Here is a 19,624-nt window from a genome sequence, read left to right on the forward strand (position 1 = left end):
TCTCCCATGCCACTGACCGACGGCGATCACATTCGCGGGCTTCTCGGGACCTATTGCCGATTGATCGACGCCGGTGACTTCGTCGGAGTCGGGCAGCTGATGGCCGACGCCGTGCTCATGACCGAGGACGGTACGGCGATCGCCACAGGCGCCGACGAAGTCGCCGCGCTGTACGCCGGCATCGTCACGGTGCACGACGACGGAACGCCCGGCACGCAGCACGTCGTGGCCAACACGTCTCTCGAGGAGCTCGACGGCGGTGCCATCCGGGCACGGTCTGCGTACCTCGTCTTCCAGGCCGTGCCGGAATTGCCCCTTCAACCCATCATCACGGGCTCGTACGTCGACACGTTCGCGCCCGCCGGCGGATGGCACTTCGTCGAACGCAGGTTCTCGATCGGCCGATCGGGCGATCTCACCCATCATCTAGCCCCAGGAGTCATCGGATGACCGAGTCCACACCCCGCGTCGTCGTCATCACCGGCGCCGCATCCGGCATCGGCTACGCCACCGCTGAGCTCTTCCGTGACCTGGGCGAGATCGTGTTCGGCCTCGACATCGCGTCGACCGTCCCGGACGGCGTGACGTACGTCGAGTGCAACGTTGCCGACCGCGCTTCGGTCGACGCAGCCATCGAGGTGTGCGCCCAGCACGGACGGATCGATGTGCTCGCCAACGTGGCAGGCATCGTGCAGTTCGGCCGCTTCGAGGAGATCGAGGAGGAGCTGTGGGACCGGGTGCATGCGATAGACCTCAAGGGTCCGTTCATGATGATGCAAGCCGCCCTGCCCCACCTCAAGGCGTGCCAGGGCAACATCGTGAACGTCTCCTCGGTGGCCGGCAATGCGCCTCAGCCGTACTCGGTGGCCTACGCCGCAGCGAAGGGCGGTTTGACGATGATGACGCGCTCCCTGGCCCTGGAGCTGACGCCGAGCAGCGTCCGGGTCAACGCGATCTGTCCGGGAACGGTTGCCACGCCGTTGGTGGACGCAGTGGCAGCCACGTTCCCGTCGGACCTGGAGCCACGCCTGATGGAGCGGATCTTCGGGATGCTTCCCGGCCCGCCCATCACGCCTGCTGAGCTCGGCTCGGCGATCGTCTACCTCGCCTCGCCGGAGGCTCGCATGATCACCGGAGCGGTCCTGGCCTTCGACGCGGGCATGAGCTGAGCCTCGTTTCACGGGGTGTCGCGTTCGTACGAAACATTGGCGTGCCAAGGTGATCCAGTGCTCCACGTAAGGCGGTTGCCGTGACTGCGCTGCAGGACTACTCCGCCGCCGTCACGCAACCCACGCTGACCGGCGACGCCTCGCGGTACGACGAGGTCGTCGCTCCGGACGGCAGCCTGCGTACGGCGTGGAAGGGCCTTGCCGAGCAAGCCGTGCAGCTGACCGAGTCCGATCTCGTACGCGTCACGGGTGACATCGAACGCATGCTCGCCGACGACGGTGTCACCTACACGCCGCCGGAGCAGTCGGTCGGCCCGTGGAAGCTCGACCCGATCCCGCTCGTGATCGACGCCGTCGAGTGGACCCCGCTCGAGGTCGGGCTGGCGCAGCGCACCGAGCTGCTCAACGCGATCCTGGTCGACCTGTACGGACCTCAGCGCCTCCTGAGCACCGGCGTGCTGCCGCCCGCCCTGGTGTTCGGGCACTCCGGATTCGTCCGGGTCGCCGCCCGGGCATCGGCGCAGGACCCGTGGCCACTCCTGCTCGCCGCCGCCGATCTTGGCCGCAACGCCGCGGGGGAGTGGCAGGTGATCGCCGACCGTGCCCAGGCGCCCTCCGGGATCGGCTTCGCGATGGAGAACCGCCGCGTCATCTCACGCGTCATGCCCGAGCTCTACCGCCAGGCCGGGATGCACCGGATCGCGCCGTTCTTCCAGGCGCTGCGTACCACCCTGATGGAGGCAGCGCCCAACAGCGATCCCGATCCGCGGGTCGTGGTGCTGTCGCCGGGCACGCACTCGGAGACCTCGTACGACCAGGCGTTCGTCGCGTCGATGCTGGGCTTCCCGCTCGTCGAGGGCAGCGACCTCGTGATGCGCGACGGCGCCGTCTGGGTCAAGGTGTTCGGCCGGCTCGAACGCGTCGACGTGATCCTGCGACGTGTCGACGCCGCCTGGAGCGATGCGCTGGAGCTGCGCAAGAACTCACAGCTCGGCGTCGCCGGTCTGTCGGAGGCGGTACGTCGCGGCACCGTGCGAGTCGTCAACGGGCTGGGCGCCGGCGTGCTCGAGAACCCCGGACTGCTCCCGTTCATGTCGGCGATGTGCGAGACCCTGCTCGACGAGCCACTGCGCATCCCGTCGGTGCAGACCTACTGGTGCGGCATCCCGAGGTCGCAGGCGTTCGTCGAGGACAACATCAAGGACCTCGTCATCAAGTCGATCGACAATCCCGTCGACCTCAGCCACCTGTCGCCCGAGTCGTTGCGTGATCTCGTACGCGCCGAGCCCCACCGCTACGTCGGCCAGGAGGCGCTGCCGCTGTCGCAGGCTCCGGCGTACGGCACGAGGGGCATCCGCCCGCAGCCGCTGACGTTGCGTACCTTCACGCTCCGCTACGGGTCCACCTATCGACCGCTGATCGGTGGTCTTGCGAACATCTTCGACGCAGGTGACGCCGCGTCGAGCAAGGACGTGTGGGTGCTGAAGGAGCGTCCTGAAGACCCGGACCAGGGCCTGGCCGAGGTGTTGCCGATGACACAGGGCCGGGCCACCGCGGCGATGGTGCCGCGCGTGCTCGAGGACATGTTCTGGTTCGGCCGGTACGCCGAGCGCGCCGAGGACATGCTGCGCCTCGTGCTGGCGACGCACGCCAGCGCCGAGGACAATGCGACGCGTCCCAACACCGCCGGCGGTGCGAGCCTGGCGGTGCTGCTGGGAGCGATCACGCGGCTCAGCGGGTCGCCCTTCGACGCCGACCGGCTCGATGCCAACTTCCGGTCGCTGCTGCTGGACCGTACGCGTCCCGGCTCGGTGGCGCAGTCGGTCGGCTCGCTGCGTGAGGCAGCCCAGAGCGTACGAGACCAGCTCTCGCCCGACGTGTGGCACGCGTTCAGCTCGACCGAGCGCGCCTCGGCTGCCCTCGCGACCTACCACTACAGCCACCAGGTGTCGGAGAGTGCCAGCCGGATGCTGACCGGGATCCTGTCGCTGCAGGGCGTGACGGGCAACATGATGCGAGATCCGGGATGGCGCATGATCAGCGCCGGACACGCCGTCGAGCGAGGACTGCAGCTGAGCCAGCTGCTGCGGGCCACCGCGACCGTGCGCCGCGGCATCGACGTCGACCGCGAGGTCAACACCGCCGTGCTGTCGATCGCCGAGAGCGCGGTCACGCACCGGCGCCGTTATCGCGGATACGTCCGACTCGCCGGCGTGCTCGACCTGCTCCTGATGGACGCCGACAACCCGCGGTCGCTGGCGTTCGGCATCAGCCAGCTGCGGGAGCACCTCGCCGCGATGCCCGGCTCCACCGGCGCGACGCGCCCCGAGCGTCTGCTCGACGACCTCGCCCACGAGCTGGCCCGCGCCGACATCGCCGCGCTGGTCGCGGTCGAAGGGGAGCGCCGTCCCAATCTCGAGCGGTTCCTCGACGGTTACATCGGTCAGCTCAGCCGCGTCGCCGAGGCGATCGGCGAGCTGCACTTCGCGGTGGGGCCGGCGCCGCGCTCCTTCGGGTTCGGAGGTGCGCAATGAGGTACGAGGTGTCGCACCGGACGACCTACTCGTACGACGAGGACGTCACCGACAGCCTCGGCATCGGCTATCTCGTGCCGCGTGAGCTCCCGTGGCAGCGGGTGCTGGAGCGTGAGCTCGTGATCGAGCCCGTGGCCAGCGATCGTACGGAGGACCTCGACTACTACGGCAACACAGCGACGTACTTCCAGGTCACCACGCCACACACATCGCTCGACATCCTGGCGACGAGCCGGGTCGAGGTCGACACGCCGGCGTACGCCGATGACGCACTTGCCGTTGCGTGGGAGTCGGCGAGACCTGCTGGGCGCGATGACGTCGAGGACGCCTGGCGGGCGCAGGACTTCACGCTGCCGTCCGCCCTGGCGAACCACACGGAGGACGTTCGGGCGTACGCCGCCGCGTCGCTCGTGCCGGGCCGCCCGATCGGTGAGGCGGCGACTGACCTGATGCACCGGATCAACACCGACTTCGCATACGACAAGACCGCGACCACCGTGACCTCGACGCTCGAGGACGTCATGGACAAGCGCGCCGGGGTGTGCCAGGACTTCGCGCACCTGACGCTCGCCTGCCTTCGCACGCACGGGCTGGCCGCGCGCTATGTGAGCGGCTACCTCGCGACGCAGCCGCCGCCGGGCAAGGAACGCGTGTTCGGCGCGGATGCGACCCACGCATGGGCTGCGGTGTGGCTGCCGGGTGGCGGCTGGCTGGCGATCGACCCGACCAACGACCAGTGGGCCAACGACCGCTACGTGACGCTGGCGTGGGGCCGCGACTACGGTGACGTACCGCCGGTCAAGGGCGTCATCTTCACCGAGGCCAAGACGTCGTCGCTCGCGGTGGAAGTCGACGTCGCTCCAGTCCCGTGACGCGCGAGTGGTGCGAATTCGGGAGACGCGCCGTCTCACTTTCCCGAATTCGCACCACTCGCGATCGCGTTTGCACCACTCGCGCGCGATTTCTTGGCTGTGGAGCTGAATGAGAGAATGGGGCGTGTCCTCCGTCAACCCCAACCCGCTGCCGCTCGTCTTCGAGCAGAAGCGCGGTCGCGTCAAGCCGCCGCGACACCTTGCCGACCTGAGCGGTGACGAGCGTACGGCGGTTGCCGAGTCGCTCGGCGAGCCGGCGTTCCGCGTCAAGCAGGTCGCCAACCACTACTACGCCCGCCTCGAGCGCGACCCGGCCAACATGACGGATCTGCCGGCCGCCAGCCGTGACCGCATCGTCGCCGAGCTGCTGCCGACCCTGCTCAACCCCGTACGCACGATGGAGGCCGACAAGGGCACCACCGTCAAGTCGCTGTGGAAGCTTTTCGACGGGGCGCTCGTCGAATCCGTCCTGATGCGCTACACCGATCGCGCCACGATCTGCGTCTCCAGCCAGGCCGGCTGCGGCATGGCATGCCCGTTCTGCGCGACGGGGCAGGGTGGACTCGAGCGCAACATGAGCTGTGCCGAGATCGTCGACCAGGTCCAGGATGCCGCCGGCAAGATGGCCCGCGGCGAGGTCGCCGGCGGTCCCGGCCGCCTCTCCAACGTCGTGTTCATGGGCATGGGCGAGCCGATGGCCAACTACAAGGCCGTCATCGGTGCAGTACGCCGCATGGTTGCACCGGCACCTGACGGCCTGGGCATGTCAGCGCGCAACATCACCGTCAGCACGGTTGGCCTCGTGCCCCGGATGAAGCAGCTCGCCACCGAGGGCATCCCCGTCACGCTGGCGCTCTCGCTGCACGCACCTGACGACGAGCTCCGCAACGAGCTCGTACCGATCAACACCCGCTGGTCGGTCCACGAGGCGGTCGAGGCTGCGTGGGAGTACGCCAAGACGACGAAGCGCCGGGTGTCGATCGAGTACGCCATGATCAAGGACATCAACGACCAGGCCTGGCGCGCCGACCTGCTCGGCGACGTCCTGCAGTCCTACGGCGACTGGGGCTGGGTCCACGTCAACCTGATCCCGCTCAACCCGACGCCCGGATCGATGTGGACCGCGTCGCGCCCCGAGGACGAGCGCGAGTTCGTACGTCGGCTGATCGCCAAGGGCATCCCGACGACGGTCCGCGACACCCGCGGCAGCGACATCGACGGAGCCTGCGGCCAGCTCGCCGCAGCGGAGTAAGCCAGCCCAGCTTGGTCAGGAGGCGGTAGGTTCCGCCGGGTTTAGGGCCGCGGGAAGCCGTATCGCGATGTCGTGCAGACGGGATTCAAGCGCGACGAGCCTGCCATCAACACGACCGATGTCAGTCTTGAGGTCGGCGTGAGAGCTGACGATCTGGGCTTCGAGGCGAGCGGCGTTGGAGTTGAGGTCGGTGCGTACGCCGTTGATCTCTGTCTTGAGGTCGGTGCGTACGCCGTTGATCTCTGTCTTGAGGTCGGTGCGTACGCCGTTGATCTCTGTCTTGAGATCGGTGCGTACGCCGTCGATCTCGGTCTTGAGATCGGTGCGCACGCCGCTGATCTCGGCCCTGAGCTCCCGTCGCATTGCCGCGAGGTAGCCCATGAGTGCCAGCCCAAACCCGGCGAACCCCACAAGGCTCACCCATGTCTGTTGCTCCAACACGACCACTCCCTCAGTGTGCCCGATCCGATCGACCGGATCCACCAGCGTATGAGCCGTCCACGACAGCGACAACAGGTCGGCGTTGTGCTGTGGACAAGGCGCGTACGCTGTCGAGCTTGTGAACGCCTCAGACCAGGGCGGGCTTCTTGGCCAGCAGCTCGACGTTGCGGTCCTCGAGCTTGCCGGTGGCGTTGGGATTGCGCTGGGGATCGTTGGCCGCGAGCTCGCGGGCGAGGCCGGCGAGCGCCGCGGTCGACGTGAGCGGGCCGGGGTCGCCGACCGTACCCGCGTGATCCAGCATCGTGGTGAAGATCGACAGCGAGCCGTCCTGGTTGTCGACGAGCTCGATGAGACGTGACTGCTGCGGGAAGTCGATGTGGGATGCGGTGTTGATCTCCCAGAAGCCGGTACCGCCGGTTGCGGCCTTGTGCGCCCACACCTCGTTGCGGTGGGTGTGGCCGTTGACCCACGCTATGACGTTCGGGTTGGCGAGCAGCACGGCGACGACCTCGTCGCCGAAGGCGCGATCCTGCAGGTCGAGGCCCGCCAGCACCAGACCGTTCTTCATGGTCTTGGAGGTGTGGTGGCTGAACACGACGACGTACTTGTTCGTGGACGCCGCCAGCGTGGTCTTGAGCCAGGCCAGCTGTTTGGCGTCGATCGAGCCCTCGGAGTAGCCGTTCGGGTTGACGGTGTCGAGCACGACGCCGCGGAAGCTGCCCTTGTCGAATGTGTAGTAGGCGGTGCCCTTGGTCTTGTTCTCCTCCGTGAAGCCGTGGCCGACCGGTCCGGGTGACGCGGGGGTGTTGAAGTGCTCGGCGACGACCTGCTTGCGGGTCAGGATCTTGCGCTTGCCGTCGGCGGTGACGAGGCGAGCACTGGCGAGGCCGAGAGCACCCGTGAGAAGGGCGGCGTTGCCCGAGGTGATCGCGGTCAGGAGGTCCGTCTGCGACACGCCCGGCGGCAGCGCGGAGAGCTTGAGCGGGCCGGTGGCGATGACGCCGAGCGGGAGCGTGGTCGGGAAGTTGCCCTGGACGAGTCCGTCGTGGTTGCCGAAGACGGAGTACCACGGCATCTTGATGCCCTCGGCCTGGAACGGGGCGCGCGCAGCGTTGAGCAGCCCGGTAACCTGCGGGAATCCGTACCGCGTCTTGTACGTGTCGGGCGCCTTGCCTGCGGGCGGGCTGTCCGGGTGCCAGTAGTGAGTGTCGTAGTCGACGTTGTCGGCGACGCCTTCGTACTTGGTGGGGCTTCCCGAGTTGGGGGTCACCGTCTTGCCGTCGAGGATGTCGATGTTCCAGCGGAACTCGTTGAGCTGGCAGTTGTCGGCGTTGTCACCGGTCTGGATCGCGAATGCCAGGGGTGCGCCGCTGACGGGACCGTACTTCGCCTTGTTGACTGCCTGCACCATCGCGTCCGCGGTCTGCAGCGTCAGCATCTCGTGCGCGCGGTAGCTCGACTGCAACAGGTTGGGCGTCAGGTTGAGGAGGTTCTCGTCGTACTTGTCCTCGAGCCGGTCGACGTACTCCAGGCGCATCGGCGACTGAGCGTCCACGAGGTGCACGTCGGTGAGGTGCGCGAACGCCGTGATCGGCTGGCGGCCCGAGGCGGGCGTGGTGCTGGCCGGTACGCCGAGGTCCGTACGGACGATGTGCGGCTCAGGGGATGCCTCGACGACGGGTGCATAGCCCTTGGAGTCGGGCGTGCCGCGGACCAGCGTGCCGGAGAGGGTCGTGACCGGGGGAGCCGTCTGGCCGCCCACGGCCCACGCGGCCGGCGACAGCGCCAGGTCCGTGAGGGCCATCGCCCCGCCGATGACAACGCCAGATTGGATCAACTTGCGACGAGACAGGTCCATGCTGGAGTAACGATTCAGCGTCGGCGAAGTGACGGCTGCGTGAGGCGCAGGTCACACGGGGCCGGCGGTTGTCGCCGGGCCCCGGCACGGGAGGATGTGGGGGACAGATTTCACCCGTTGGGAGAAGCATGCTGGGATCCACCACGGACGGCGACGTCGTCATCCTCGAGCTGCAGCGCGAAGAGCGCCGCAACGCGCTCAACCTCGAGCTGTGCCGCGAGATCCACGCCGGCGTCGACCAAGCGGTCAGTGACGGCGCGCGAGTCATCGTCATCACCGGGCAGGGCACCGCGTTCTGCGCAGGAGCCGACCTCGGTGGCGTCTACGGCGACGAGTTCCTGCAGGCGCTCTACGGGATGCTTTCGCGGCTGACCCAGGTCCCGGTTCCCCTGATCGCCGCGGTCAACGGGCCTGCGATCGGCGCCGGTACGCAGCTGGCGATGGCCTGCGACCTCCGCGTCGCCGACACGACCGCGAAGTTCGCCGTACCCACGGCCCGCAACGGCATGGCGGTCGACGCCTGGACGATCCGTCAGCTCGCCGCGCTCGCGGGAGGTGGCGTCGCGCGCCGCCTGATGATCGCCGCCGAGACCCTGCACCGTGACGAAGCGCTCACGGTCGGGCTCGCCGACCGCGCAGGCACGCTGGCAGACGCCCTCGCGTGGGCCCAGCAGATCGCCGAGCTGGCGCCGCTCGCGCTGGCGCACAACAAGCTCGTGCTCAACAGCTCCGCGGCTGACGACGCGGCGATCGAGGCCAGCTTCGCGGCCGTCTGGGCCAGCGAGGACGTACGAGAGTCCGCGGCGGCACGTGACGAGAAGCGACCGCCGATCTTCAAGGGACGATGATGAGCAGTCTCGTGTTTCGCGCCCTCGACCAGCACGTGATCGGTGGTCTCGCCGACGACACCGCCGTCATCGACGACCGGGGGACGCTGTCGTACGCCGAGCTGCTCCACGAGTCGGCCTGCATCGCCGGCGCCATCCATCACCTCGGCGTGCAGAGCGGCACCGAGGTGGCGATCGACCTCCCGTACGGCCGCAACCAGGTGATCGCCGTCCTGGCCTGCGCCCGGCTCGGCGCCGTGCCGATCGACGGTGCCGGCCATCGGTTCGAGGGCGAGACGTTTTACGCGCCGGAGACCGAGGTCCCCTGGGACCTGCTCATGCGTGCGGGGCGTTCGGAGCCGGCGCCGGCTCCCGATCGTGACCCGGAAGGCTACGAAGACCTCATGCGCTCGGCATACCCCGAGCTGTTCAGCGCATTGATCGCCGGAGGGACTATCTAGTTCCCCACGCGTACGTCTGCTTCTCCAGCTGGAGGTAGACGAACGTCTCGGTCATCAGCACGTTGTCGACGGCACTGATCTGGCCCGACACGATGTCGAGCAGCTCGTCGTCGCTCTCGGCGACGAGCTCGGCGAGGATGTCGAACCGGCCGGTGGAGATCACGATGTAGTCGATCTGATCCATCTTTGCGAGCGCTGCAGCGACCTCACGTACGTCGCCCGACACCTTGATGCCGATCATCGCCTGCCGGGCAAATCCCATCTGCAGGGGATCGGTGACCGCGACGATCTGCATGACGCCGCTGTCGATGAGCTTCTGCACGCGGTGTCGGGCCGCGGCCTCGGAGAGTCCGACCTGTTTGGCGATCGCCGAGTAGGACATCCGGCCGTCGGCCTGGAGAAGCTCAATGATCTTGCGCGCCTTGTCGTCGAGCGCGATCGCACGGTCCGTCATTCGGGTCATTGTGCCGTATTCGACGGATTCCGGTGCCGCGGGCAGCGCGTACGCCGGATTCCGCCGTATGACGGACCTGCGTGAAATACTCAGCCCGTGGAGACCTCCGACCTCGTGCTGCTGCGCAAGGCGCGCGACCAGATGGACCGTGAGTACGCCCGGCCCCTCGACGTCGAGGCTCTTGCCCGCACCGCACTGATGTCGCCGGGCCATTTCGCCCGCAGCTTCCGGGAGGAGTTCGGCGAGACGCCGTACAGCTACCTGATGACGCGTCGCATCGAGCGCGCCATGGCGCTGCTTCGCCGAGGTGACCTCTCCGTGACCGAGGTGTGCTTCGAGGTCGGCTGTTCGTCGTTGGGCTCGTTCAGCAGCAAGTTCTCCGAGCTGGTCGGAGAGAGCCCGAGCGCCTACAAGGCGCGGCCGCACGAGAAGGACGCAGCGTCGATCCCGTGCATCCAGAAGATCTACACGCGACCGATCAGGAATGGAGAAGCGCGGACGCTCGGGTGAGCTCTAGCGTGAGGTCATGGATATCAAGATCTCAACCAGCTATCTCAACGTCGACGATCCCGATGCGGCGCTCACGTTCTACCGTGACGTGCTCGGCTACGACGTACGCAACGATGTCGGCCAGGGCGACATGCGCTGGATCACCGTGGGCCCGCCCTCGCAGCCGGACGTCTCGATCGTGCTTGGCCCAGCGGCACCCGAGGCGCCTCCCGCCGAGCGCAAGCTGCTCGCCGACATGATGGCCAAGGGCATGATCGGCCTCGTGGTCTTCACCACCGACGACCTGGACGCGACGTTCGAGAAGCTCCAGGCTTCGGGCGCCGATGTCGTGCAGGAGCCCATCGACCAGCCGTGGGGTGTGCGCGACTGTGCCGTACGTGACCCTGCCGGCAACATGCTGCGCTTCAACCAGGCCTGACCCGTGTGCACGCCTGCCCTGTGGGCGGCGCGATCAGAGCAGGCCCTGCGCCTCCGTGAGCACGGAGCGCAGGATCTGCTCGATCTCGTCGAAGTGGGACTGGTCGGCGATCAGGGGTGGCGACAGCTGGATCACCGGGTCGCCGCGGTCGTCGGCGCGGCAGTAGAGACCGCCGTCGAACAGCGCCTTTGAGAGGAATCCGCGCAGGAGCTTCTCCGACTCCGCGTCGTCGAAGCTCTCCTTGGTGGCCTTGTCCTTGACCAGCTCGATGCCGTAGAAGAAGCCATCGCCGCGTACGTCGCCGACGATGTCGAGGTCGAGCAGCTTCTCCAACGTGCCGCGGAACGCTCCCTCGGTGTCGCGGACGTGCTCGTTGATCTTCTCGCGCTCGAAGATGTCGAGGTTGGCCATTGCGACGGCGGTCGACACGGGGTGGCCGCCGAACGTGTAGCCGTGCACGAAGCTCGTGGTGCCTTCAAGGAACGGCTCCATCATCCGGTCGGACGCGATCATGGCGCCGAGCGGCGAGTAGCCCGAGGTGAGCCCCTTGGCGCAGGTGATCATGTCGGGCACGTAGCCGTAGCGGTTGGCGCCGAACATGTCGCCCAGGCGTCCGAACGCGCAGATGACCTCGTCGGAGACCAGCAGCACCTCGTGGCGGTCGCAGATCTCGCGGACCCGCTGGAAGTAGCCGGGCGGTGGAGGGAAGCAGCCTCCCGCGTTCTGCACCGGCTCGAGGAACACCGCGCACACGGTGTCGGCGCCCTCGGCGAGGATCGCCCGTTCGATCTCGTCGGCAGCCCACCGTCCGAATGCCGTTTCGTCCATCGTCGGATCTGGCGCGCGGTAGAAGTTGGTGTTGGGCACGTGGATCGTCGACGGGACCAGTGGTTCGTACGGCTTCTTCAGTCCCGGGATCCCGGTGATCGAGAGCGCTCCGTGCGTCGTGCCGTGATAGGCGATCTGCCGGCTGATGACCTTGGTCTTGGCGGGCTTGCCGGTGAGCTTGAAGTACTGCTTGGCCGCCTTCCATGCCGTCTCGACCGCCTCGCCACCGCCTGTGGTGAAGAAGACCCGGTTGAGGTCGCCGGGTGCGTACGACGCGATGCGCTCGGCCAGCTCGATCGCGTTGGGGTGCGCGAACGTCCAGATCGGGAAGAACGCCAGCTCCTTGGCCTGCTTGGCAGCAGCCTCCGCGAGCTCCTCACGGCCGTGACCCGCCTGGACGACGAACAGCCCGGCGAGACCGTCAAGGTACTTCTTGCCGTTGGCGTCCCAGACGTACATCCCGTCGCCCTTCGTGATGATCGGGATGTCGTGGTCGGCGTACGAGCCGTGGCGCGAGAAGTGCATCCACAGGTGGCGCTTGCCGGCCTTCTGGAGTCGGGCGATGTCCTCGTCGGAGTAGGTCATGTCGCCATGATCGCAACAGCCGCAACGCCGTGACAAGGGATTTCGTCGCCCAATGCGTGATTTGCCGCGAAATCCGTTGCGACACGCTTGACGCATGGGGTTGGATGAGGTCATGGATCGCCCCATCACCAATGTCATCAACGGCAAGCAGGTCGCTGCCAGGAGCGGCAGGACGTACGACGTGATCGACCCGTCCACGGGTCAGGTCTACGCGTCGGCGCCACTGTCTGGCCCCGAGGACGTCGACGCCGCGCTCAAGGCCGCGGAGACGGCATTCGAGACCTGGCGTGACACGACCCCGTACGAGCGCCAGAAGGCGATGCTCAAGCTGGCCGCCGCGATCGACGAGCGCGCAGAGGAGATCGTCGCCGTCGAGTCACGCGACACCGGCAAGCCGATCGCGTTGACGATGAGCGAGGAGATGTACCAGGCGACCGAGGTGCTGACGTTCTTCGCGGGCGCAGCTCGAGTGCTGGAGGGCCGGTCGGCGGGCGAGTACATGAAGGGCCACACCTCGATGATCCGCCGCGAGCCGATCGGGGTCGTCGCGCAGGTGACGCCGTGGAACTACCCGCTGATGATGGCGATCTGGAAGATCGGACCGGCGCTGGCGGCCGGCAACACCGTCGTGCTCAAGCCCAGCGACACGACGCCCGCGTCGACGTCGCTGCTGGCCGAAATGGCGCAGGAGTTCTTCCCGCCCGGCGTGTTCAACGTCGTCTGCGGTGACCGTGAGACCGGCAAGGCGCTGGTGTCTCACCCGATTCCGCAGATGGTGGCCATCACCGGATCCGTACGGGCCGGCATCGAGGTGGCGAAGGCAGCCGCTGACGGACTCAAGAAGCCGCACCTCGAGCTGGGCGGCAAGGCGCCGGTCGTGGTGTTCGACGACGCCGACCTCGCCGCCGCCGCTGAGGGCATCGCCGGCGCGGGCTACTTCAACGCCGGTCAGGACTGCACCGCAGCGACTCGCGTGCTGGTCCACCCGCGCGTCGCCGCCGACTTCACGGCGGCTCTCACGGAGGCCGCCCGGGGCACGAAGGTTGGCATGCCCGACGACGACGAGACCTACTTCGGGCCCGTCAACAATGAGAACCAGCTGGCCCACGTCAGGGGGTTCATGGATGATCTGCCCGATCACGCGAACATCGAGACGGGCGGCCAGCGGGTCGCCGCACTCGGTGAGGGCTACTTCTACGAGCCGACCGTCGTCTCGGGACTCACGCAGGACGACCGTGCCAGCCAGGAGGAGATCTTCGGCCCGGTCATCACGGTCCAGCAGTTCAGCGACGAGGACGAGGCCGTGCGCTGGGCCAACGGCGTCGAGTACGGGCTCTCGTCGTCGGTGTGGACCAAGGACCACGGGCGTGCGATGCGCATGGCCAAGCGGCTCGACTTCGGTTGCGTGTGGATCAACACCCACATCCCGCTCGTCGCCGAGATGCCACACGGAGGCTTCAAGCACTCGGGCTACGGCAAGGACCTTTCGATGTACGGGCTCGAGGACTACACCCGCATCAAGCACGTCATGACCAACCTCGACGGCTGAAGTGGATCACTTCGACACCATCGTGGTGGGGGCAGGAGTCTCCGGCCTCATCGCGGCTCGCCTTCTTGCGAGCGCCGGCCAACGCGTCGTGGTGCTCGAGGCCCGCGATCGAGTCGGCGGCCGGGTGTGGACCGACCGCTCGGACGGGCACGTGATGGATCGTGGCGCATCGTGGATCCACGGCATCGACGACAATCCGGTCGCCGCAGCCGCGACGGCGTTCGGCATGCGGGTGCACGAGTACACGATCGGCAGCTACCAACCTGACGGCCGCCCCATCGCCTACTTCGGCCCAGGAGGTGAGCGGCTCTCCGGCGCCGATGCCCAGCGTTTTGCGGACGACGTGCATGCGGTGGATGCGGCGTTGCTGGGACTCATCGAGGCGTCGGCACCCGACACGTCGTACTCGCAGGTCGTCAGGACGGCCCTTGAATCGTTGGGCTGGGAGGCCGAGCGGGCCGACCGGGTACGCGAGTTCCTCAGCCATCGGACGGAGGAGCAGCTCGGCGCGTGGATCGAGGACCTTGCGGCGCACGGCCTCGACAACGACGAGATCGACGGCGACGAGGTGGTCTTCCCCGAGGGCTACGCACGCCTCCCCGAGCACCTGGCGGAGGGACTCGACGTACGTCTCGGGCACGTCGTCTCGCAGGTGGAATGGGCGGCTGACGGCGTGGCGGTCACGGTGGGCGACTCGGAGCTTGTGGCTGGCTCTGCCGTCGTCACGGTGTCGGTGGGAGTGCTGCAGAGTGACGACCTCGTCATCGAGCCGCCGTTGCCTGAGCCGGTGGCGGGTGCCCTGGGACGGTTGGAGATGAACGCCTTCGAGAAGGTGTTCCTGCGATTCCCGACGAAGTTCTGGGACGACGGTGTCTACGCGATCCGCCAGCTGGGGCCTCAGGGTGAGTGGTGGCACTCGTGGTACGACCTGACGGAGCTGGACGGCACGCCCACCCTACTCACGTTCGCGGCGGGACCTGCGGCGAAGGCAACGCACGGCTGGGACCAGTCGCTGGTGGCCGAATCCGTCCTCGTCCAGCTGCGGCGGCTGTACGGCGACCGGGTGGAGGAGCCGACGGCCGTGCACGTCACCAGCTGGCAGGACGATCCCTTCGCCCGCGGCTCGTTCGCGTACATGAGGATCGGCGCCTCGACGAATGACCACGACACCCTCGCGACGCCGGTCGGCGGGGTGCTGCACCTTGCGGGCGAGGCCACCTGGACCGACGACCCGGCCACCGTGACAGCCGCGATGTGCTCAGGTCACCGCGCCGCGGTCAACGTCCTGGGCCGGGACATCCCCATCGAGCACGCCTGGACGGCGCAGGTCACGCCAGCTTGACGGCTTGCAGCGTGTAGCTGTGGGGGAGTCGGTGCGGGCGGTCGCGGAGCCGCCACTCGCCATTGGGCAGGTGCTCCATCTGACCGTCGATCGCTTCCCACGGCACGCTGTCGTGCTCGACGAACCCGGTGATCGACAGTCCCGCCTCGAGCAGGGCCGTCATGATCTCGCCGAGACCGTGGTTCCACTCGTGCGTCACGGTGTGCGTGAACTCGGTGTCGGTCTCGACGTACGTGCCGGGTTCGTCCCACACCGTCGGCTCGTCCTGCTCGAAGTACGGGTGCTCGATCGCGATCAGACCGTCCGTACGGTCACCCAGTGACCAGAGCACGGGGTGCCCTTCGCGGATGAACAGTCGTCCGTCGGGTGCCAGCAGTCCGGCGACGACGCCGGCCCAGCGCTTGATGTCGGGCAGCCAGCCGATCGCACCGATGCCCGTGAACACCAGGTCGAACGAGTGCTCCGGCAGCACCGAAGTGGCGTCGTACAGCTCCGCCTCGACGAACTCGACCTCGTGGCCGAGCTCCTCGGCGAGGCTCCGGGCCTGTGCGATGGCGGCACCGCTGAAGTCGAGTCCCGTCATGTGTGCTCCGAGGCGTGTCAACGAGATCGTGTCGGTGCCGATGTGGCACTGCAGGTGCACGCCTCGTACGCCGGCGACCGAGCCGAGCAGCGGGAGGTCGAACCGGACGACGTCGGAGATGTAGGCGGGATCGGCGCGGAACTTGTCGACGGCGTACCCGGGTGAGTCGACGTGCGCGGGCGCACGCTCGTCCCAGTTGGCGCGATTGACGTCGCGGTAGTCAGCCATGCGCAGAATCTAGCGCTCAGATGAGTCCGGCGTCATGCATGCAGATCGCGACCTGCACCCGGTTGGTCACCTCGAGCTTGGTGAAGATGTGCGAGATGTGCGCCTTGACGGTGGCCACGCTCATGTGGAGGTCGGTGGCGATCTCGGCGTTGGACGACCCGGTGCCGATTGCGACGGCAACCTCCCGCTCCCGGGCGGTGAGCGATGCCACCCGGGCGAGTGCCTCCTCGCACTTGTCGTCAGGTGCGGCTTCCGTGACCTGGCGTATGAGCTGTGCCGTGATGGTCGGCGACAGCATCGGCTCACCCGCGACCACCTTGGAGATGGCCGCGACGATGTCGGCGGGCGGCGTGTCCTTCAGCAGGAACCCGTGAGCCCCCGCGGCCAGAGCGCGTACGACGTACTCGTCGGCGTCGAACGTCGTCAGCACGATGACCTTGGGGGCGTCCGGCAGGTCGAGCAGCTGGGATGTCGCCGCGATGCCGTCCATGACCGGCATGCGGATGTCCATGAGCACGACGTCGACGCCACCGCCACGCACCTTCTGCACGGACTCTGCCCCGTTGGCGGCCTCACCGACGATCGTGATGTCGGGCGATCCGCCGAGGATCAGCGCGAGACCGGCTCGTACGAGTGCGTCGTCGTCCGTCAGCAGGACTCGGGTCGTCATGCGTGCCACGGTATCCACGCCGACAGCACGAACTCGCGGTCGTCCGTCACTCGATGGGTCAGCCTGCCGCCGACGAGTGCCGTCCGCTCTGCGAGTCCGATCAGGCCCAGCCCGGACTCGGGGCTGCCTGGCGCCGTGGAGCCGATCGGGAGCGGGTTGCGCACCGTGGCACGCAGGCCGTCGTCAGGCCCGCCGCGCAGGATCACCGTGACGGCGGTGTTGGGCGCGTGCTTGCGGGCGTTGGTCAGCCCTTCCTGGATGACCCGGTAGGCAGTACGACCGAGGGTCTCCGGGATGTCGTCAAGGTCGACCAGCTCGGACTGGATGTTCATGCCTGACTCCTTGGCCTCGACGAGCAGCGCCGGAAGGTCGGCCGCTGACGGCTGTGGCAGCTCCGGAGCGGCATCGCCCGGACCCTCCCGGAGCAGGCCGAGCACCTCGCGGAGCTCGACCATCGCCTGGTGCGAGTTGTCCTGGATCACCGCCGCCGTCGCCCGCATCTCGTCGGCATCGAGGTCGGTCCGGTAGGTCAGCGCGCCGGCGTGCATCGTCACCAAGGAGATGCGGTGCGCCAGCACGTCGTGCATCTCGCGGGCGATCTGGGCCCGCTCGGCAGTACGAGCCGCCGCGACACGTGCGGCCTGCACCGCCTCGGAGGTGTTGGCGCGCTCGCGCAGCGTGGCGAGCAGCTCGCGGCGAGAGCCGATGTACATGCCCCACCCGACCGTGACGGCGATGATGGCGACGATGAACGGGATGGTGAACGCGAACTCGTCGTGGTTGACCGGGTTGATGGCCTCCAGCGCCAGTCCTCCGGTCAGCGACAGGACTCCGAGGGGGATGATCTCTCGCCAACGCCGCCGCGTCGCGACGGAGACCAGGGCGAGCGTTGCTGGGCCGGCGACCGAGAACGACACGAATGACAGCGCGTTGAGGACCACCGCAACGGGCACGGGGAAGGCCCGGCGCCAGGCGACTAGGACGTACCCGAAGAGCCCGATGCCGAGATCGGTCCAGAACCACCAGCGCTGGTTGTCCCACTGCCACTGCGCGGCCTCGGACCACGCTGCGGCCGAGATCGCGATCATGATCACGTAGCGCCAGGCATGGCTCCACCACCCGAGCGCGGGTTGGTAGTCGACGGCCTTCACGTCCCAAGGCTAGGGCCCCGCGCTGCGGGAGGCGTCGCCCAACAGGCTGCACATCCTCATACTTTCGGCTGAAGATCGCCGCCCTCTGACCGATGTGGGGCGCAACACTGCTGGGGCAGACTGAGTCGCATGATCAAAGTTGAGAACCTCTCAAAGACGTACGCCGGCTTCAAGGCCGTCGACAACGTCTCCTTCGAAGCCCGACCGGGCTCCGTCACCGGATTCCTCGGGCCCAACGGTGCCGGCAAGTCCACGACGATGCGCATCATCGCTGGTCTGACGCCCGCGTCGGCGGGTGAGGCGACGATCGGCGGCCTCAAGTACCGCGACATACCCAATCCCGGCACCCAGTTCGGCGTCCTGCTTGACGCCTCCGCTCAGCACGCGGGTCGTACGGGTCGCGAGATCCTCACGATCAGCGCGCTCACGATGGACCTGCCGAGCTCACGGATCGACGAGATGCTCGAGCTGGTCAGCCTCACCCCCACGGAGTCGAAGCGACGGGTCAAGAACTACTCGCTCGGCATGCGCCAGCGACTCGGCATCGCCAACGCACTGCTCGGCGATCCCAAGATCCTGATGCTCGACGAGCCCGCCAACGGCCTCGACCCGGCCGGCATCCACTGGATGCGCAGCCTGCTGCGGGAGTACGCCAACCGCGGCGGCACCGTCCTCCTCTCGTCGCACCTCCTGCACGAGATCGAGGTCATCGCCGACGAGATCATCGTGATCGGCCAGGGGCGCATCGTCGCCCAGGGCACCAAGGCGGAGCTGCTCAAGACAGCTGGAACGTTCGTCAAGGCGTCCGACGCGTCAGCCCTTGCCAACGCGCTGACGTCCGCGGGACTCGAGGCGTCGCCGTCAGGTGACGGCGGCCTTCGTACGGAAGCCGCGCCCGAGGTCGTCGGTCAAGCCGCCGCCAAGGCAGGTGTTGCACTCGTCGAGCTGAGGCCCGCCGAAGGCGCTGGCCTGGAGGAGATGTTCCTCGAGCTCACCGCCGAGACCCAGCGCGACACCACGACCGACGAAGGAGTCACCGTATGAGCACCGCAACCGTCGAGAAGATCGACACGGGCAAGCCGGGCGTTCCGCTCGGACGCCTGGTCAAGGTCGAGCTGCGCAAGATGTTCGACACTCGCTCAGGTTTCTGGCTCCTGATGAGTATCGCCATCATCGCCACGATCGCCACGATCGCCTGCATCCTGTTCGTGCCGAACGACGAGCTGAAGTATGACGTGTTCGGTCAGGCCGTCGGCTTCCCCATGGTGTTGCTGCTTCCAGTCATCGCGATCATGGCGGTGACCAGCGAGTGGAGCCAGCGAACCGGCCTCATCACGTTCACGCTGGTGCCTCATCGCGGCCAGCTCATCCTGGCCAAGGCCATCGCCGCAGTACTCGTCGGCATCGCCGCCATGGTGATCGCCTTCGGCATCGCAGCGGTCGGCAACCTCGTGGGCTCGGCACTGAACGGCGTCGATCCGGTGTGGGACATCTCCGCTGCTGACTACGGCTACATCATCCTGGCCAACGTCCTGGGGCTTCTGGTCGGCTTCATGCTCGGCATCCTGTTCCGCAACACGCCGGGGGCGATCGTGGCCTACGTCGCCTACTCGTTCCTGCTCCCGACGATCTTCGGGATCCTCGCGGCGCTCCAGGACTGGTTCAAGGACCTCCAGCCGTGGGTCGACTTCAACTTCGCGCAGACCCCGCTGTTCGACGGCGGGCCCAGTGGCGAGGAGTGGGCACAGCTGGCTGTGTCGAGCCTCCCGTGGCTCGTTCTCCCAATGGCGTTCGGCGTCTGGCGAGTGCTGAAGTCGGAAGTCAAGTAACGACTCCCGGGGCGGAGGGAGGGCAGTAGGACTACTTCTTGCTTCCGTCCTGGGACACTACAG

Annotated in this window: 20 protein-coding genes; 13 read left to right on the forward strand and 7 right to left on the reverse strand. The window is 67.6% G+C overall.

All coding sequences use genetic code 11. From position 1 onward, the window contains the following. Positions 1-6 precede the first annotated feature (6 nt). The 5 genes from ABD683_RS14545 (at position 7) to rlmN (ending at position 5,827) form a co-directional block, all read left to right on the forward strand. Positions 7-450, forward strand: coding sequence for a nuclear transport factor 2 family protein (locus ABD683_RS14545; RefSeq protein WP_344770687.1), 444 nt, complete (start codon positions 7-9; stop codon positions 448-450). Continuing rightward, positions 447-1,169, forward strand: coding sequence for an SDR family NAD(P)-dependent oxidoreductase (locus tag ABD683_RS14550; protein ID WP_344770688.1), 723 nt, complete (start codon positions 447-449; stop codon positions 1,167-1,169). Before ABD683_RS14545 ends, ABD683_RS14550 begins: the two co-directional genes overlap by 4 nt. An 80-nt stretch (positions 1,170-1,249) precedes the next feature. Then, positions 1,250-3,703, forward strand: coding sequence for a circularly permuted type 2 ATP-grasp protein (locus ABD683_RS14555; RefSeq protein WP_344770689.1), 2,454 nt, complete (start codon positions 1,250-1,252; stop codon positions 3,701-3,703). After that, positions 3,700-4,575: a transglutaminase family protein gene (locus tag ABD683_RS14560; RefSeq protein ID WP_344770690.1), complete on the forward strand. Its 876-nt coding sequence runs from the start codon at positions 3,700-3,702 to the stop codon at positions 4,573-4,575. The genes ABD683_RS14555 and ABD683_RS14560 overlap by 4 nt, the downstream gene beginning before the upstream one ends. Before the next feature lie 124 nt (positions 4,576-4,699). Continuing rightward, positions 4,700-5,827, forward strand: a complete 1,128-nt coding sequence (gene rlmN, locus ABD683_RS14565; protein WP_344770691.1) for a dual-specificity RNA methyltransferase RlmN — start codon at positions 4,700-4,702, stop codon at positions 5,825-5,827. Between the two features lie 15 nt (positions 5,828-5,842). Here the strand turns inward: rlmN and ABD683_RS14570 are convergent, their stop codons facing one another. Both ABD683_RS14570 and ABD683_RS14575 read right to left on the reverse strand, forming a co-directional pair. Continuing rightward, positions 5,843-6,268 carry a hypothetical protein gene (locus tag ABD683_RS14570; protein ID WP_344770692.1) on the reverse strand — a complete coding sequence of 142 codons (426 nt, stop codon included), beginning with the start codon at positions 6,266-6,268 and terminating at the stop codon, positions 5,843-5,845. Between the two features lie 127 nt (positions 6,269-6,395). Then, positions 6,396-8,072 carry a TIGR03767 family metallophosphoesterase gene (locus ABD683_RS14575; RefSeq protein ID WP_344770693.1) on the reverse strand — a complete coding sequence of 559 codons (1,677 nt, stop codon included), beginning with the start codon at positions 8,070-8,072 and terminating at the stop codon, positions 6,396-6,398. Positions 8,073-8,254: 182 nt separating this feature from the next. On the opposite strand from ABD683_RS14575, the gene ABD683_RS14580 reads away from it, so the two are divergent. After that, a complete protein-coding gene (locus tag ABD683_RS14580) occupies positions 8,255-8,974 on the forward strand; it encodes an enoyl-CoA hydratase (protein WP_344770694.1) in 720 nt (239 codons plus the stop codon). Continuing rightward, positions 8,974-9,414, forward strand: a complete 441-nt coding sequence (locus ABD683_RS14585; RefSeq protein ID WP_344770695.1) for an AMP-binding protein — start codon at positions 8,974-8,976, stop codon at positions 9,412-9,414. The genes ABD683_RS14580 and ABD683_RS14585 overlap by 1 nt, the downstream gene beginning before the upstream one ends. On the opposite strand, the gene ABD683_RS14590 is transcribed toward ABD683_RS14585, so the two are convergent. Next, on the reverse strand, positions 9,407-9,868 hold the full coding sequence (locus ABD683_RS14590; RefSeq protein WP_344770696.1) for an Lrp/AsnC family transcriptional regulator: 462 nt from the start codon (positions 9,866-9,868) through the stop codon (positions 9,407-9,409). The two genes, ABD683_RS14585 and ABD683_RS14590, sit on opposite strands and share 8 nt — an antisense overlap. A gap of 96 nt (positions 9,869-9,964) precedes the next feature. Between ABD683_RS14590 and ABD683_RS14595 the strand changes: the two genes are divergently transcribed. Both ABD683_RS14595 and ABD683_RS14600 read left to right on the forward strand, forming a co-directional pair. Next, positions 9,965-10,378, forward strand: coding sequence for a helix-turn-helix transcriptional regulator (locus ABD683_RS14595; protein WP_425548513.1), 414 nt, complete (start codon positions 9,965-9,967; stop codon positions 10,376-10,378). A 16-nt stretch (positions 10,379-10,394) separates the two neighbouring features. Beyond that, on the forward strand, positions 10,395-10,796 hold the full coding sequence (locus tag ABD683_RS14600; RefSeq protein WP_344770697.1) for a VOC family protein: 402 nt from the start codon (positions 10,395-10,397) through the stop codon (positions 10,794-10,796). 33 nt (positions 10,797-10,829) lie between these two features. On the opposite strand, the gene ABD683_RS14605 is transcribed toward ABD683_RS14600, so the two are convergent. After that, positions 10,830-12,209 (reverse strand): aspartate aminotransferase family protein, encoded by a 1,380-nt coding sequence (locus ABD683_RS14605; RefSeq protein ID WP_344770698.1) that lies wholly within the window; start codon positions 12,207-12,209, stop codon positions 10,830-10,832. Positions 12,210-12,321: 112 nt separating this feature from the next. Here ABD683_RS14605 and ABD683_RS14610 point away from each other — a divergent pair, with 112 nt between their 5' ends. Next, on the forward strand, positions 12,322-13,758 hold the full coding sequence (locus ABD683_RS14610; RefSeq protein WP_344770699.1) for a gamma-aminobutyraldehyde dehydrogenase: 1,437 nt from the start codon (positions 12,322-12,324) through the stop codon (positions 13,756-13,758). Position 13,759: 1 nt separating this feature from the next. Further along, entirely contained in the window at positions 13,760-15,100 is a 1,341-nt protein-coding gene (locus tag ABD683_RS14615) for a flavin monoamine oxidase family protein (protein ID WP_344770700.1), read from the forward strand. Here ABD683_RS14615 and ABD683_RS14620 read toward each other — a convergent pair. From ABD683_RS14620 to ABD683_RS14630, 3 genes are read right to left on the reverse strand one after another with little or no spacing between them, the layout of a single operon-like run. After that, positions 15,087-15,911, reverse strand: a complete 825-nt coding sequence (locus tag ABD683_RS14620) for a class I SAM-dependent methyltransferase (RefSeq protein WP_344770701.1) — start codon at positions 15,909-15,911, stop codon at positions 15,087-15,089. The two genes, ABD683_RS14615 and ABD683_RS14620, sit on opposite strands and share 14 nt — an antisense overlap. 16 nt (positions 15,912-15,927) lie before the next feature. Beyond that, on the reverse strand, positions 15,928-16,581 hold the full coding sequence (locus ABD683_RS14625) for a response regulator (RefSeq protein ID WP_344770702.1): 654 nt from the start codon (positions 16,579-16,581) through the stop codon (positions 15,928-15,930). Further along, positions 16,578-17,732 (reverse strand): sensor histidine kinase, encoded by a 1,155-nt coding sequence (locus ABD683_RS14630; RefSeq protein ID WP_344770703.1) that lies wholly within the window; start codon positions 17,730-17,732, stop codon positions 16,578-16,580. Before ABD683_RS14630 ends, ABD683_RS14625 begins: the two co-directional genes overlap by 4 nt. Before the next feature lie 129 nt (positions 17,733-17,861). Between ABD683_RS14630 and ABD683_RS14635 the strand changes: the two genes are divergently transcribed. After that, positions 17,862-18,776, forward strand: a complete 915-nt coding sequence (locus ABD683_RS14635; protein ID WP_344770704.1) for an ABC transporter ATP-binding protein — start codon at positions 17,862-17,864, stop codon at positions 18,774-18,776. Further along, entirely contained in the window at positions 18,773-19,561 is a 789-nt protein-coding gene (locus tag ABD683_RS14640; RefSeq protein WP_344770705.1) for an ABC transporter permease, read from the forward strand. The genes ABD683_RS14635 and ABD683_RS14640 overlap by 4 nt, the downstream gene beginning before the upstream one ends. Positions 19,562-19,624: the final 63 nt, after the last annotated feature.

It is taken from the genome of Aeromicrobium panaciterrae (assembly GCF_039537165.1).
GTDB classification, from domain to species: Bacteria; Actinomycetota; Actinomycetes; order Propionibacteriales; family Nocardioidaceae; genus Aeromicrobium; species Aeromicrobium panaciterrae.

Excerpts from the sequence above, each read along its gene's own strand:
- ABD683_RS14560 (WP_344770690.1), top strand. The coding sequence starts at position 3,700 with ATGAGGTACGAGGTGTCGCACCGGACGACCTACTCGTACGACGAGGAC.
- ABD683_RS14620 (WP_344770701.1), bottom strand. The coding sequence starts at position 15,911 with ATGGCTGACTACCGCGACGTCAATCGCGCCAACTGGGACGAGCGTGCG.
- ABD683_RS14640 (WP_344770705.1), top strand. The coding sequence starts at position 18,773 with ATGAGCACCGCAACCGTCGAGAAGATCGACACGGGCAAGCCGGGCGTT.
- ABD683_RS14635 (WP_344770704.1), top strand. The coding sequence starts at position 17,862 with ATGATCAAAGTTGAGAACCTCTCAAAGACGTACGCCGGCTTCAAGGCC.
- ABD683_RS14625 (WP_344770702.1), bottom strand. The coding sequence starts at position 16,581 with ATGACGACCCGAGTCCTGCTGACGGACGACGACGCACTCGTACGAGCC.
- ABD683_RS14585 (WP_344770695.1), top strand. The coding sequence starts at position 8,974 with ATGAGCAGTCTCGTGTTTCGCGCCCTCGACCAGCACGTGATCGGTGGT.
- ABD683_RS14600 (WP_344770697.1), top strand. The coding sequence starts at position 10,395 with ATGGATATCAAGATCTCAACCAGCTATCTCAACGTCGACGATCCCGAT.
- ABD683_RS14610 (WP_344770699.1), top strand. The coding sequence starts at position 12,322 with ATGGATCGCCCCATCACCAATGTCATCAACGGCAAGCAGGTCGCTGCC.
- ABD683_RS14550 (WP_344770688.1), top strand. The coding sequence starts at position 447 with ATGACCGAGTCCACACCCCGCGTCGTCGTCATCACCGGCGCCGCATCC.
- ABD683_RS14575 (WP_344770693.1), bottom strand. The coding sequence starts at position 8,072 with ATGGCCCTCACGGACCTGGCGCTGTCGCCGGCCGCGTGGGCCGTGGGC.
- ABD683_RS14605 (WP_344770698.1), bottom strand. The coding sequence starts at position 12,209 with ATGACCTACTCCGACGAGGACATCGCCCGACTCCAGAAGGCCGGCAAG.
- ABD683_RS14545 (WP_344770687.1), top strand. The coding sequence starts at position 7 with ATGCCACTGACCGACGGCGATCACATTCGCGGGCTTCTCGGGACCTAT.
- ABD683_RS14590 (WP_344770696.1), bottom strand. The coding sequence starts at position 9,868 with ATGACGGACCGTGCGATCGCGCTCGACGACAAGGCGCGCAAGATCATT.
- ABD683_RS14580 (WP_344770694.1), top strand. The coding sequence starts at position 8,255 with ATGCTGGGATCCACCACGGACGGCGACGTCGTCATCCTCGAGCTGCAG.